Source organism: Halospeciosus flavus, from assembly GCF_029814175.1.
Classification (GTDB): Archaea; Halobacteriota; Halobacteria; order Halobacteriales; family Halobacteriaceae; genus Halospeciosus; species Halospeciosus flavus.
The window spans coordinates 414,105-429,030 of the sequence record NZ_CP122312.1 but is presented as its reverse complement, the minus strand read 5'-3'; the positions used below and the strand labels follow the sequence as shown (position 1 = coordinate 429,030).

Below are 14,926 nucleotides of genomic sequence, written 5' to 3'. Positions count from 1 at the left end.
AGTACCTCACTTGTGCAGACTCTTGGGAAAGAACTATACTTCGGCACCTGCCCACATAGGGGTATGGCAACAGTTCGATTGGACGACCTGCGCAAGGAGTTCGACAGCGGACAGATCGTCGCTGTCGACGGCCTCTCCGTCGACATCGAGGACGGAGAGTTCGTCACCGTCGTCGGCCCGAGTGGCTGTGGGAAGTCCACGACGCTCCGTATGATCGCGGGCCTCGAACGACCCACCAGCGGCCGTATCGATATCGGAGGAAAGGACGTAACCGATATGCACGCCCGTGAGCGCGACGTCGCGATGGTGTTCCAGAACTATGCGCTCTACCCTCACAAGACCGTCCTTGAGAACATGGAGTTCGGTCTCCGCATGAGTACCGACCTCACGCGGGAGGAGCGGCGTGCTCGCGTCCGCGAAACCGCTGAGATGATGGACATCGAAGAGCTGCTCGACGACCGACCCGACGAGCTCTCCGGTGGGCAGAAACAGCGTGTTGCGCTTGGACGCGCGATCGTCCGCGAGCCCGATGTCTTCCTCTTCGACGAACCCCTCTCTAACCTGGACGCGAAGCTTCGCACGACGATGCGGACTGAGATACAGCGCCTCCAAGAGGAACTCGACATCACTGCCATCTATGTCACCCACGACCAAGAGGAGGCGATGACGATGGGCGACCGGATGGTCATCCTCGACGGCGGCGAACTCCAGCAGGTCGGTGCACCCACACATGTGTACGAGCACCCCGCGAACCGGTTTGTCGCCGGATTCGTCGGCAGTCCCTCGATGAACTTCCTCAATGTCACTGCGAACGCGAGCGCCGACGGTGGCGTCTCGCTTGAGGCACCCTCGTTCAACTATACGCTTCAGGACGCAAACGTCCCAGCCGGCGACTACACCCTCGGTGTTCGTCCGGAAGACGTTGCCGTCGCCGACCCTGGAGCGACGAACACCGTTACGGCCCAAGTTGAAGTCCTCGAACCGGTCGGATCAGACAACTACCTCTACCTCGACGTTGGAGAGAACTTCATCGCGCGCGTCCCCGCCAACGTCACCCCCGAAGTCGGCGAGACGGTCGCAGTCACATTCCCTGAAGAGGCTGTTCACCTGTTCGACGAAAAGACCGGGGAGGCTGTCACTCAGTCCAGCGGTTCCGAAGACGTCACGGCGACGTCGATGCCCTCGGTCTGAAGTACCTCGTTTTCCGCATGTAACGCGAGCGTTGCAGTACGGATTGCGTGTGGCCAGCCGAGCGGCGTCGCACTGTCCGGTGTGCCATCGTCAAACAGCTGTTCCGGGAGATAGCCGGTGGGCGCGATGAGCTCATTATCCGGCGAAATTGTGTCGAGGAGTGTCCGCGAGCGCGAGGCAACTGTAGTCGCTCGCGGGTCGTCATAGGCATCAAGGAGCAGGGAGAGTTCGGCGGCAGCATGAGCTCCCCACGCCGTCGAGACGGTCCACACCTTCGGGGACTCCTGCTCGCCTTGTCGCCAATCGTCGCCCTCGTATCGCATCAGCCCACGAATGGCGTCGGTCTCTCGCCACAGCCCCTCGCAGACACCTTCGACGTGAGAGACGAGACGATCGCGGCGGTCAGAATCAACGGAGGCAAGGCGATCATACGCTCGGTGTGCGGCAGCAAGCGCGAGGGATGCGGAGTCATAGCGGTCGTCGAGTTTGCCGTCGTGTTCGCGGAATGCGTAGACGCCACGGTTCGAACACCAGAGGTCGTCGATGGCGTTGTAGACGCGGTGTGCCTGCTCGCGTGCATGTTCGGTATCGATTCCGGGAGCGTCAACGGTCGCGAGCGTAGCGTACGCTTCGAGAAACGTCGCGGCTGTGTGCGTGAATCGTCCTGTAGTGTCCTCCCACGCGTTCTGGCAGGCAACGGGTCGGCCGTCGGGGGCAAGTGTGGCGTCGAGACCGTCGAGTGCGCGTTCGAGCGTCTCGTCGATTCGTTCGCGGAGGCCGGAGGGCGCGTCAGTGCGGTAGTCGGCAAGGAATGCGATGACGCTGCCTGTCTGGTCGGCTTGGTAGTCGACATCGCTGCCGGCTTCGAGGCGACCATTCGCCCAGCCAGGTGCGAGCGCATGGTTGCGCGGCCAGACACGGTGTGGCCACGAGCCGTCGGATCGTTGCGTATTGCAGTAAAAGCGCGCGCTAGCGGCGTGACGGTCGGCGAGGTCAAGGGAGAGAGCCTCGTCAGCGTCATAGAGGAACGACGCGATCTCGGCGTCATCTCGAAACCAGGTGTAGCCATAACCTCCAGAGTGGACGTAAAACGGATCGAAGTCGGGACCGGCGATACGGGCCCCGGAGTCTGCGGAAAGGAGATCGAGGACGCGAAGGTCGGCAGTGACGGCAGCGCGTGTCTGTTCGGGAAGGTCGTCGGCAGTAGTGGCGCGGTGTTCGGCAGCCTCGCGGAGGGCGTCCGGAGAGTCGTAAGTCTCGAGAAGATCGTCGAGTCGAGTGCGGGCGGCCTCACGGGTGGTCTCTCGACGGTTGGTCAGGAGGGTAGCAACGGTTACGGAGCCGTCTGTGAAGGGAATGCCGACGACGAACTCGCCGCTGAGTCGATCAGCTTCGTAGCGGTCGCCAAGAGTCGCACGCGGTTCTTCGATGGGGTCGGCGGCGAGGATATCGGCGAAGGGGAGCAGAGGCTCGCCGGCCAGCGACGAGAACGATGAATCGGCGCCGAGGAAGTCGTGCTCTCGGTCGTGGTACACCTCGACTGCGTCGTCGTAGCGGAGTTGGCTGAGCTGTGCCTCCTGACGATCGGGGCCGAACGCAACGTACACGACGAGCTCGTCGGCGTCCGAGGCCTCGACGTGTGTGAGGTGGGCGTCCTCGACCGTGAGGTCGTACTGGGTTACGTCAGCGGCTTCGTGGTCGGTGACGACGAGGGAAGTGGCCGCGTCGTACGACTGGGTGGCGTTGTCGGCATCGAACCAGTCCAGATTGCCGTCGACACGGACGCCGAATCGAGAACGTTCGATACCGTTCTGCCCAGTGAGTGAATAACTGAAGTCGCGGAGACTGCCGTCGAGGGCGACATGGACGAGTCGGCCGTCCGTTCCCGTGAACCGGCCGGTGGTAGTTCTACGTTCGCCGGCGAACGCCCGTGAGTCATCACGGCGGCGTTTGTAGTCGTCAAGAGCGTCATGCAATCGCATGATGGAGGGGATGAAGCACAGCCCGATAAAATTTGGTATAATACTAATTCACAGATTCTACTGAGAGGGGAATATTGAAGTAACCGGCATCAGCACGGTGACGTATGCACCAACCGGGCCCCCCTCGGTTCGTTTCCGTCGGTGAATCAGTCGAACTTGCCCCTCGTGACCCAGCACCCGACACGAGTTACACGTGGTCGCTCGTTGACGGCCCCGATGCAGACGCTGTCACTGTCCCTGACGACCCCGTGGTTACCGTCTCGCCCGATACGCCGGGCACGTACCGCTTCCAACTGGAGTCGTCAGACGGGACGTACAAACAGACAGTCCGCGTCTTCCCCGATGAGCGTGTCACCGCACGCTTTGAGGTCGCGGCTGCCGACCTTCCTGTTCCAGAAGAGGATCTCGATTCCGTCGCCGTCATCGGTCCCTGGAACGAGCAAGTCATCGGACGGGACTATGCGCACCGAGAGGGCGACACGTACGTTCTCGAGAAACAGCTCCCACCTGGCGAACAGCACTACAACTTCTGCGCGAACGACGACATCCACCAGTCCGTCTGGGGGACGACCACCGTCGAGGGGCCCGGCCGACCCCGTCTCCGTGTCGATGCGACTGTCGACGACGGCGATCTCCTTGTCGAAGCCACGCCGTCGGCTGCGCCGAACGGCTCGACACCCGACGTCGAGTTCTACCTTGATGACCGTGACCGCGACGACGTGGATGCCGCTCTCGATGTCGACGGCACGAGTGCTCGTATCCCTCTTAGTGAAATCTCTGAGCGCGTACGCGTGCACGCTGTCCCAGTCGCGGAACGCTACGGAGTTTCCGACTACGTCGATGTGCAGGTCGAGGACGATCGTGTAGATGTCCACCGGCCGAACGACGGCCCGGACTGGGCGACGGCACCGACGGTCTACGAAATCTTCGTGCGGTCGTTTGCTGGAGAAACCCCGGACACGACGTTTCGCGAACTGGAACGCCGCGTTCCGTACATCGACTCCCTCGGTGTCGACTGTGTCTGGCTTACGCCCGTCCTCGAGAGTCCGACCACCCACGGCTACCACATCACGGATTACTTTTCGACGGCGTCTGACCTCGGGACGCGTGCAGAGTTCGAGTCCTTCGTCGACGCTTGTCACGACGCGGGCATCCGCGTAGTCTTTGACCTCGTCATCAATCACACGTCCCGCGACCACCCGTTCTTCCACCACTTCGCGGGTGACGTCCCTGCATACGATGACTTCTACGTGCCCGATGAGGACTCTCCCGTCGGCGCGGAGTACTACTTCGATTGGACGCACATTCCGAACCTGAACTTCGGAACACTCGCCGTACGCGAGTTCCTTCTCGACGTCGTCGACGAGTGGGCGGGTGTCGTCGACGGGTTCCGCTGTGACGTCGCGTGGGGTGTCCCCCACGGGTTCTGGAAGGAAGTCGCCGACCGCACACCCGAGGACTTCCTCCTACTCGACGAAACTGTTCCTCGCGACCCGTTCTATCACGAGGGTGAGTTCACCGTCCACTACGATACCTCGCTCTACCACACGCTCCGCGACATCGGAAACGAGGAGGCATCCGCAGACGCAGTCTTCGATGCACTCGATGCGTCCAAGCGCATGGGGTTCCCGGACCACTCTGTCCACATGCGGTACGTCGAGAACCACGACGAAGACCGCTACCTTGACGAGTGTGACGAGGGTTCGCTTCGCGCGGCCGCCGCGGCGACGTTCACCCTTCCTGGTGCGCCGATGATCTACTACGGACAGGAGCGTGGCATGACGGAGTACCGCGGGAAGATGCAGTGGCACGATGGCGACAGCGATTTGACTGCGTATCACCGCCAGCTCACGGCGGCACGGAACGACCATTCCGTCCTGAAGCATGGGTCCGTCGAGCGCATTTCGTACAGTGTCGAGGACGGGCCGGACGACGATCGAGTGGTCGCATTCGCACGCGATGATGATGACGACCGCGTCGTCGTCGTGCTCAACTTCGCAAGTCAGCCTGCGACCGTCACCGTCGACGAGTCCGTGGCGACGACCGACCTGCTCACCGGGAGCCAGGTCGGCGCCGACGAGTCGCTACGCGTACATGACGCTGCCGTTCTGCACGCGAGACGTTAAATGCGCGCAGGCCCCAGAATTCACTAGGAGACGATGAATGACGCAGAACTCGCCGAGCTCCTCGGCCGATTTGGCCTCTCTGAAAAGGAGATCGACACCTACCTCACGATACTCAATCATGGGGAGGCAGAGGCCGCCACTATCGCAGAGGACGCCGGCGTCTCGAAGCGCTACGTCTATAGCCTCAGTGAGGACCTTGAGGAGCGGGGATTCGTCCAGGTAAATGACCACCTCGTCCCGACGACGATCCGTGCGAACCCACCAGAGAAAGTCGTCGACCAACTCGAGAATCAACTCGACGCCATGGGCCCTGCCCTCGAGGAGCGGTTCTCCGCTACACAGCCCACAGAGGACGACTTTGAGGTTATCAAGGCGCGTGCAACCGTCATCAAGCGCGTCGAGCAGCTTATCGATCGGGCGACCAGAGAGCTCACACTCGCTATCCCGGCATCTCGGCTGGACAGCGTGCGCGACGCCCTCCGATCTGCAGTACACCGTGGTGTGTTCGTCGTCTTGCTCTTATCCGACGTCGACGACCCCGCGGACGTACCGGACGTCGCTGGTGTATCGACAGTCGCGCGTGCCTGGAGCCAGGCAATGCCGACGATGGTGACGGCAGACTCCCAGTCTGGACTCGTCGCACCGCCGGATATCGTCCTTCGTACGAACTCGGATACGCGCGCGATCGCGTTCGTTCAGGAGGAACTCGGCCCCGTCATCGTCGGGTCGTTCTTCGGGAACTACTGGCCACCCGCCGAGGAACTGTACGTCGTCGATCCGCCCAAGCTCCCCGTGTCTTACCGGAACTTCCGGCACGCGGTGCTCGCCGCGACCCTCCATCTGAAGGATGGCGACGATCTTCGGGCACGTGGCCGTGGTCGCTTTGTCGACGATGGTGAGACCTCGTTCGATGGCGTCGTCACGGGGGTCCGTCAGGGGCTCGTGAAACCGACGAACAACTCCTTCCCGGTTGAGCATTCACTCGTCGTCGAAACCGAGGACGGCGAGTACACTGTCGGCGGCGAGGGTGCGTTCATCGAGGATATCGAGGCGGACGAACTCACTCTCTACCGGGAGTAGCAAGCTCCACCACCGTGTTTTTCGCACCCCATTAGTTCAGTAGCCGGAGGTCTGAGTCGTGGAAGTAGGCACCTATCCCAATTCTTGGAAAAGTTTTATTCAAAATCACTTCACTCGTTCTAGCGCATGCCAGAAGATACCACTCGACGTGACGTCCTCAAGGCGCTCGGTCTCGGAACTATTGGCGCGACACAGGCTGCTGCTGGCCTCCAATTCGCTGGTCAGGAGGCGCGAGCGGTTACTGGTGGTCTAGGCAGTTCCGTTGACTACACGGATGACGTCATCTACCAAATTCTGACCGACCGCTTCCAAGACGGAGACACTTCGAACAACCCGGACGGTGAGCTGTACGACCCGAGTAACCTTACGAAGTACCACGGTGGGGACTGGCGGGGTATTATTCAGCGGATTCAGGATGGCTATCTCACTAACCTCGGTGTGACCGCGCTCTGGATATCGCCACCCTTCGAGAACGTCTACGAAATCCACCCCGACTACGACTCCGCAGCATACCACGGGTTCTGGATCCGCGACCTGAAGAAACCGAACCCGTATTTCGGGGATATGAGCGACTTCAAGGAACTCGTCTCCGTCGCTCACGACAACGATATTAAGATTATTATCGACTTTGTGCCGAATCACTCGAACCCAGCGTCCGAGACAGATGGTGACGGGTTCATGGAGGAGGGTGCGCTGTACGACAACGGTTCGTTCGTCGCCGACTACGATAACGACCCGAACAACTACTTCCGTCACAACGGCGGAACAGACTTCTCCTCATACGAGGATGGTATCTACAGGAATCTCTACGATCTCGCCGATCTTGACGTCTCAGAGACGTACATTGACCAGTACCTCAAGGAAGCTATCACGAAGTGGTTGGATCTCGGAGTGGACGGTATTCGGGTGGATGCTGTCAAGCACATGCCGCCGAAATGGCAGAAGGTCATGATGGAAACTATCTACAACCACGCGCCCGTGTTTACGTTCGGCGAGTGGTTCCTCGGATCCGGTCAGACGAGCCAGCGCTACTACGAATTCTCAAACGATAGCGGGATGAATCTTCTTGACTTCCGGTTCGGACAGAAAATACGAGATGTCCTTCGTGACAGGACGGACGACTTCAATGGACTCCACAACGTGATTCAGGAGACTAAGTCGGAGCACCAGCAGGTCACGAGCCAAGTACCGTTCCTCGACAACCACGATATGGATCGGTTCACGACGGCGTCTGCGAGCACAACGATGACAGATATCGCGCTCGCCGTTCTTCTCACTTCACGAGGAACACCAGCTGTCTACTATGGGACTGAACAGTACATGACGGGCGCGAACGAGTCAGGGAATCCAGAAAATCGAAAGTCCATGACGTCGTTCGATACGTCCACAACGGCGTATGCAGTCATCTCAAAGCTCGCCGCACTCCGTCAGTCGAACCCAGCTATCGCGTATGGAGATACCCAGCAGCGCTGGATAAACGGAGATGTATACATCTACGAACGCGAGTTCGGTGACAACGCCGTTGTCGTTGCCGTCAACCGCAGTCAAGATACATGGTACGACATCAATACCCTACAGACATCCCTTCCTGGCGGTTCTTATGCCGACGTGCTCGACGGCGAAGTAAATGGATGGACCGTCAGCGTGAACGACGATGGGTCTATTGATCAATTCTCGTTCGGTCCACACACTGTCTCGGTGTGGGCCCACCGCGGCGACACCACGACGCCAACCCTCGGACACGTCGGTCCGACCATCGGGACGCCCGGAACGACGGTTACACTCGGCGGCGAAGGATTCGGTTCTACACAGGGGACCGTCCGGTTCGGTTCCACACAGGGGACCGTACAGACGTGGAGTGATGACCGCATCGACGTGACTATCCCCTCTGTAGCGGGTGGGTTCTACGACGTTACCGTTGAAAGCTCGTCAGGCACGACGAGCACCGCATTCAACGGCTTCGAGGTACTTTCCGGTGAGCAGGTCACCGTACGTTTCATTGTTGACGATGCGACGACGGAGACTGGCGAAAACGTCTACCTCACGGGTAATGTTCACGAGCTCGGGAACTGGGATACCTCGAGAGCCGTCGGCCCATTCTTCAATCAAGTCGAGTACTCCTACCCCACATGGTACTACGACGTGAATGTGCCAGCTGGTCAGGACATCGAATTCAAGTTCATCAAGGAGGATAGCTCTGGGAATGTGACCTGGGAGAGTGGGTCGAACCACACCTATACGACGCCGACGACCGGCACGGCGGAGTTCCGGACAACCTGGTAACGGCCAGTTGCCCACAGCTCGGTTAACCCTTGGCTGATGCTCCTCTTATTAAAGAATGTGAGCCACTACGTAGACCATACTACGCAAACCGATTCGAGTGAAATGTAGCCATCCTGCCAATATCAAGCCCGGTAAGAACGAGTACGAATCCGGTGAGCAGGCTGAACCTTTTCACCAATCCCACAGAATATGGACACCATGGTCCCTATCACGCGCCGTACGGCCCTCCAGATGTCCGGGATCGCTGCAACGACCAGCCTTGCAGGCTGTGCCGAACTCGGTTTGTCCAGTCCGACCGAGCGTCCGCCCGAGTCGATCGGTACGTCGTGGGAACCGCCTGCCGACGAGTGGCGATTCCCACGGGCGGATCTCTCGAATACTGCGCGAACCTCGCGTGGACTGCGTACTCGACCGACGGTCGCCTGGCAGAAGCAACACGGAGACGGTCGCCCCGATACAGCGAGGACGGGAGACGTTGTCGCAGCTACGACTAACCTAGTTGTTAGCGCTGTCACTCGTGATTCTGACGTCATTTTGTACGCATACGACGCAGTCGACGGAGACCGACGCTGGCGACGTCAGGTCCAATATCCACACGGGCATCGCTATCCGCAATTCGGCGGTCTCGTCGACGGAACACTCTTTCTGACGGACTCTGGAACCGACGTCATCGCTGTCGATATCTCGGATGGAACCGTTCGATGGCGGATCAACCTCTACGAGCAGGTCGCCAAGGCCGTTCCCAACCGGTTTCTGACTCGCTCGAGTGATTCACCAGAGCAGTTCTCACCGCTTCCGCTTGCAACACCCGAGACTGTGTATATCCAGTCCAGCTACGGACTTCACGGACTCGCACCATCGGACGGCCGCGAGCAGTGGCGGCTCTATCTCGGTAACCACGACCAAGAGGACAACCGTGTGTTGGACGAGCCCGGTGGACTCGCGGTGACCGATGATTGTGTATGGGCGAGCTACAGTCAGCCCACGCCATCGATATACGAGCTGGAGATGTTCGATGAATCACCGTCCATCAACCGGTTGGCGTCACCGATGGATCTTCCGGGTCGACCAGTCGTCGCCCGTGATGGCGATGTTACCGTCTCGAGTCAGGTGGTCTGGTCGACTGACACGCACCGATCGCTCGCGTTCGGGGCTGCCGGAGGTACGGACGTTGCCTGGCAGTTCCCGGGATGGGATAGCTCGGGTCCTGCCACGTTTTCCTCGGTCGCAACCGACGGCGACCGCGTGTTCGTCTGTGAGGGCCACGAATCGAAGGCGCTCTTCGTCGTCTTCGCGCTGGATGCCTCGACTGGCGGGCTCGAGTGGATCTTTCGGCAGTCGCTTGACGATGGAGATCTCTCGACGGCGGCGCCTGCAGAGTTCAGAGTCAGTTGCCCCGTCGTCGGCGACAATACGGTGGTTGTCGGATACGGTCTCGATTCAAAACAGACCACAGGCCAGGGATCGTTGTTGGGACTTTCGAGCGGGGACGGTCGTCTGCGGTGGCGAACCGATCTCCCGATGGCACCCTGGGACGTAGCAGTCGCCGGCGACCGCGTTTACGTTAGTGGCCAAGAGCAGGGAGTCGTTGCATTGTCTGTCGACGGCGAGTAGTCGAGGCGATCGAGCAAACGGACGAGGTGTGGCGCTGCAACCAAACAAGTCCGAATAGCTAAAACAGCCATTCGTCCCTCCCAAACACACTTGATATCTCCCTGTCAATCCACGGACAGACATGTTCGACAAGGTCTTAGCGTCGGTCAAAATCGGTGCGGCAACGGTCGATACGCGACTTGATCAGGACACCGTGCAGCCTGGTGAAACGCTGTCCACGCAGGTCGTTGTTGATGGCGGCGAGGTAGACCAGGATATCCGGGGCATCGAACTCGAACTCGAGACGAAGCGGGAACACGGCGACGTGACCGAGACATATGCGCTGACTTCAGAGCGCGTCGCCGAATCGTTCACAATCGAGGAGGGCGAACAGCGTGTCTTCGAGGTTGACCTTCAAATTCCCTATGAGACACCGATTACGACCATCAACGCAAAGCGAGGACGGAGTCCGAAGGTTTGGATCGACACCGATCTGGAGATCGACCGAGCTATCGATACTGACGATACAGACTACCTCTCTGTTGAACCGACGGCCCCGGTTCAGGCGATGCTCGACGCCGTCGAGAACGCCGGCAACTACCTGAAAGAGGTGACCGTGGACAACGACCGCATCTCTGTGGGTGACGAGACGGCCAACTACCCGGTGGATCAAGAATTCGTCTTCAAACCGCAGAATGGCGACTACAAGGAGGTGGAGATTCACTTCCTTCCCCGCGACACCGCGACGTACGTACTCGTCGAGTTCGACTACAGAATGCGGTCGGAGCAGTTCCACTCGATCCAGATCAACCACGACGATTACACTGTTGAGTACCTCCAGCAGGAGTTCGAACGACTCGCATAGTCTGGGCTGCATCTCCTCGTCAGGTTAACTGGCGCCATCCTACTCGTTCTGCTGGCAGTCGTTCTCGTAGTCGTTTACGATCAACAAGGAGAAGGCCCACGACTTCAGTCCTGTCTCTTACCCACAAATCAAGTCGCCAGCATGAACTGTCTCAGTAACAAGAACCAACAGATTTCCGAAATTCTCCGGGTTCATCGCGTGTCGGAGCGGTCCCTGTTGCGTGGACTGGGAAATTTGGACACCCCGTGGCCGGGAGCCGATCGGAGTTCGCATCACCGTGTGTTTCTCCCCGTCTCAGGTCGCTGCCGAGAGCAGTCGACTTGCTGCTCTAGATCACCCGGACTTATGGGTAAGAGACAGGACGTTAGTCGTGGGAGCAGTCACGATAGCACGTATCTCGAACTCCTCGATGCGCGTTGGCGTCGTCTCAGTAGCGCGCACCGGATTGGAAGAGCGACCTCAAGCTCGGGTGTCCGGGACGTTTTAGCCGTAGAACGCGTAACCGTCGGTATGCCCTTCAACGCCACGTGGCACACGCTTCTTGATAAGCTCGACAGAGTTGGGGAGGGGGCTGAACTCATCGCGCCGCTGTCTCACGATCGATTCCGCATTACCGATGTGCAGGAGTACCGCGTCGTCGTCGAGTTCAGCGACTCCGGGGAGACGCGACCACTCCAGCGCGACCAGTTCGAGACGCTGTATCAACGAATCCAGGATACTTCGGGCGGGTTCGACCTGAGTCGACTGCCCTCCGACGCCGATCCGCATCCGGCAGTACTGAGCCTGCACCCGCGGTTCGAGATCGACGACGATGCTGGCGTGATAACCGAAATGGACGAGGCAACGGGGACGCAACTTGTCGGCGGCGAACCAGCTACCGAGACGGCCGACCGAACAGAGCCCGACGGGATCGACGTCTACTCGGACGCACTTCTGCTTGTCGACGCGCTCGAACGTCACGACGTCACCGACCTCGGCCAGGTGGACACCCCCGAACTGGTGAACCTCTATACGCTCCTCTCCGATGTTCAGCGGGATGCGAATGACTTCCGGCAGGACGTCGCCGACGTCCTGCTGGACCGACTCCACCACGACCAGCCCGTCCACGGACAGTACGGGTCAGTCCAGCGCACCGCCCGTCGCAATCGCTCGCTCAAAGACGACGAGGAAGTCATCGCGGTGTTGGAAGATGCCGGTGTCGATCCCGAGCATGTCATGAGTGTCGACCGCGAGAAGGTCGACGAGGCCCTCGACGTTACGGGGCTGTCCGAGTCGGCCGTCTACGACGTCGATGAGAGTGAGTACGTGCGCAAGGCCGACGTCGACGAGGAGGTAAAAGCGTCGCGACTCCAAGGGCTCAAAGACCGCCTCGCGGCGAGCAGCGAAGCTCAAACCGACGAGCTCAGACAGGAAATTGAGGACCTGGAAGACCGAATCGACGAACTCACGAGCTTCCGCACGGGGAGGGAGATGCAGGGATGACGGCCTACCGGTTCCGCGTCAAGTTCGACTCCGACCCGACCTCGCTGTGGCGCGATATCGTTGTCGGTGCCGACCGCACGCTCGACGAGTTTCAGGCGACGATCAACGCCGCGATGGGCCTTGATCAGGACCACCTCTGGTTCTTCGGTATCGACGAGGACTACTGGGACAGCGACGTGAAGTACCAGCGCCCGGAAGAGTACGAGGACCTCCCGAGCGGCCAGCCCATGCGGTTCGGCGAGGAGACGTACACTGCGGGCACGACCACGGTAGGCGAGATGGTGGCCCAGCTAGGCCTCGACCAGTACGACCGCATTTGCTACCTCTTCGACTACGGTGACGAGTGGCGCTTCTACGCGATTCTCAAGGAAATCATCGACGACGACCCCGACGACCGAGCACCCGAAGTGGTCGAAGAGAAAGGCGAGCAGGTCGACCAATACGCGCCCATGGGCAAGGAGGGACCGCTCCTCCCAGAGCGGCTCCGGAAACTCGATCTTCCTGAGACCGCGATTCCGACCGCCGACCTCCGTGCGCTCGAAGAGCGCGACGACGTCGCACACGTCATCGTGCTCCTGAGTATCGAGACCGGCTTCGGGGCGGTCTCCGAGCGATTCATGATCCAGTTCGACGACGTCGGCTACCTCTTGGAGAACTCGCCACAGGGCTGGGAGATCATCGAGGAAGTCGACGGTGAGGACAAGACCGAAGAAGAACTCCTGTCGGCCCTTGCGAGTGCGGCGCGGGAGTGGCACGCCGAGATCGCCGAGATAGCGTCGGCTGCGTCCGGGCAGGTCTTCGACGACGAGACGGTCGAGGCGATGAACATCGAGTTGAACCAGGAACTCGAGCGGAAGGGATACGGCCACCTTTGACCTTCTCTCACGACTTGAGTGATCAGCGAAACTGTTGGGCTCTCTGGTAAATCGCCTCGGGGTCAAGCCCCGAGGCTTTCGCGTGGACTCCCGTTCTATGCCTCGGTAGAGGCAGGGGGTGCGTACTCCCCGCTCACGTTCAACGTCCCGCGATTCAAGCGCACATCTACGGGTGCGCCTCCATCGTCTGCGTTTTGCCGACGACGGAGATACTGCAAACCGATGTTCTTGGAAGCGTTGTAGTCGGCGTGGTTCTCATACCCGCACTGCTGACACTCGAACGACTCCCCGTTCCGGTTATCGTCGTGGGTAAACCCACACGTCGAACACCGCTTCGACGTGTTGCGCGGGTCAACCTGCACGGCTTCGACGCCGTGTTCTTTGGCTTTGTAGTCGACGTACTCGTAGAGGCGTCGAAACGCCCAAATGTGTTGCCACGTCGCCTCGGGGATGTTCTCCCGAATGTAGGTCAACTCCTCGAACACGATGTGCGAACAGTCGTTCTCGACGGCCTCCTCGATAAGTTCGTTCGCCACCGTGTGCAGGTGTATCTCGAACCGCCCGTACTCTTTCTGTCCGACTGACTCGATGTTTTCGTGGGCGTAGCGAGAACCACACTGTTGAAGCGACCCACGACGCTTTTCGTACTCTCGACGCCAGTGGTTGAACTCGTCTGCCGACCAGAATCGCCCCGTCGAAGCAACGGCGAGGTTGTTCACGCCCAAATCCACACCAAGGACTGTTCTGTGCTTGGACTCAGATTCAGACGTTCCCTCGTCGGCTTCGACTTTCCGCATTGAGGCGTGGAGATACCAGTCACCGTCTCGATATTGTAAGTGTGCCATCCGAAACTCGAAGTCCTCGTCGGAGACGTACTTCGTCGGCGGTGTCTCCGAGTCGTCGGGGAGGACGTAATCGCACTCGACGCGCCCTTCTACGGTCGAAAGGGAAACGTGGTCGCGGTGGAACGTCGCGCTCCGCTTGTCGTAGACCGCGCTATCGGCAGAAAAGTGCGGTTGTGACGTGTTCTCGCCACGTTCGAGACGCGAGACTCCACTTTTGACGGCCTCAACCGCCCTGCGAATTCCTTTCTGGACAAGATTCGCGGTGAGGTTGGTTTCGTCGCGGAGTTGGTCGTAGAGGGCGCGTTCGGCTTTGGCTTTTGAGGTGACGTGGTAGCCGTCGTCGCCGTGCCAGCACCATTCGCTCGCGGTGTTGGCGCAGTGTTTGAACTGCTCGACCGTCTCTCGAAGGGGGGCGTCAGCTCCTTCGGGAGTGTCGAGTTTGATGACGGCGGTACGACGGTATTCCACTGTGTTTTCACATATATGGGCGGTGTTACTTATACGTTTAGGAGTCGGCCTGCCATCGTAGCGTGGTTTGTGTCATCGGTTGTCGGCTTCCTCCCCGACCTCAAGGGTCGGGGCATCCGCCTCGTACCGCCTGTGA

11 protein-coding genes are annotated in these 14,926 nt (G+C 59.9%); 8 read left to right on the top strand and 3 right to left on the bottom strand.

The annotated features are described in order from the left end of the window. Positions 1-63: 63 nt before the first annotated feature. Positions 64-1,191: an ABC transporter ATP-binding protein gene (locus P0Y33_RS01990; RefSeq protein WP_279528898.1), complete on the top strand. Its 1,128-nt coding sequence runs from the start codon at positions 64-66 to the stop codon at positions 1,189-1,191. Here the strand turns inward: P0Y33_RS01990 and P0Y33_RS01985 are convergent. Then, positions 1,140-3,173 (bottom strand): glycoside hydrolase family 15 protein, encoded by a 2,034-nt coding sequence (locus tag P0Y33_RS01985; RefSeq protein ID WP_279528897.1) that lies wholly within the window; start codon positions 3,171-3,173, stop codon positions 1,140-1,142. The genes P0Y33_RS01990 and P0Y33_RS01985 overlap by 52 nt on opposite strands. A gap of 302 nt (positions 3,174-3,475) precedes the next feature. After that, positions 3,476-4,048 carry a hypothetical protein gene (locus P0Y33_RS01975; RefSeq protein WP_279530139.1) on the bottom strand — a complete coding sequence of 191 codons (573 nt, stop codon included), beginning with the start codon at positions 4,046-4,048 and terminating at the stop codon, positions 3,476-3,478. Between P0Y33_RS01975 and P0Y33_RS01970 the strand changes: the two genes are divergently transcribed. The 7 genes from P0Y33_RS01970 (at position 4,016) to P0Y33_RS01940 (ending at position 13,477) form a co-directional block, all read left to right on the top strand. Next, complete coding sequence (locus tag P0Y33_RS01970) at positions 4,016-5,299, top strand: alpha-amylase family glycosyl hydrolase (protein ID WP_279530070.1); 1,284 nt, start codon at positions 4,016-4,018, stop codon at positions 5,297-5,299. The genes P0Y33_RS01975 and P0Y33_RS01970 overlap by 33 nt on opposite strands. Before the next feature lie 33 nt (positions 5,300-5,332). After that, positions 5,333-6,379, top strand: a complete 1,047-nt coding sequence (locus P0Y33_RS01965; protein ID WP_279528896.1) for a TrmB family transcriptional regulator sugar-binding domain-containing protein — start codon at positions 5,333-5,335, stop codon at positions 6,377-6,379. Between the two features lie 126 nt (positions 6,380-6,505). Next, on the top strand, positions 6,506-8,662 hold the full coding sequence (locus P0Y33_RS01960; protein ID WP_279528895.1) for an alpha-amylase family glycosyl hydrolase: 2,157 nt from the start codon (positions 6,506-6,508) through the stop codon (positions 8,660-8,662). Positions 8,663-9,196: 534 nt separating this feature from the next. Further along, the gene (locus tag P0Y33_RS01955) at positions 9,197-10,276 is read left to right on the top strand and encodes an outer membrane protein assembly factor BamB family protein (RefSeq protein WP_279528894.1); all 1,080 of its coding nucleotides are present in this window, start codon (positions 9,197-9,199) and stop codon (positions 10,274-10,276) included. A gap of 121 nt (positions 10,277-10,397) precedes the next feature. Continuing rightward, a complete protein-coding gene (locus P0Y33_RS01950) occupies positions 10,398-11,120 on the top strand; it encodes a sporulation protein (RefSeq protein WP_279528893.1) in 723 nt (240 codons plus the stop codon). A 510-nt stretch (positions 11,121-11,630) separates the two neighbouring features. Then, positions 11,631-12,602 (top strand): hypothetical protein, encoded by a 972-nt coding sequence (locus P0Y33_RS01945; protein WP_279530069.1) that lies wholly within the window; start codon positions 11,631-11,633, stop codon positions 12,600-12,602. After that, positions 12,599-13,477 carry an IS1096 element passenger TnpR family protein gene (locus tag P0Y33_RS01940; RefSeq protein WP_279528892.1) on the top strand — a complete coding sequence of 293 codons (879 nt, stop codon included), beginning with the start codon at positions 12,599-12,601 and terminating at the stop codon, positions 13,475-13,477. The genes P0Y33_RS01945 and P0Y33_RS01940 overlap by 4 nt, the downstream gene beginning before the upstream one ends. Positions 13,478-13,572: 95 nt before the next feature. Here P0Y33_RS01940 and P0Y33_RS01935 read toward each other — a convergent pair whose 3' ends face one another. Next, a complete protein-coding gene (locus tag P0Y33_RS01935) occupies positions 13,573-14,790 on the bottom strand; it encodes an RNA-guided endonuclease InsQ/TnpB family protein (protein WP_279528891.1) in 1,218 nt (405 codons plus the stop codon). Between the last annotated feature and the right edge of the window lie 136 nt (positions 14,791-14,926).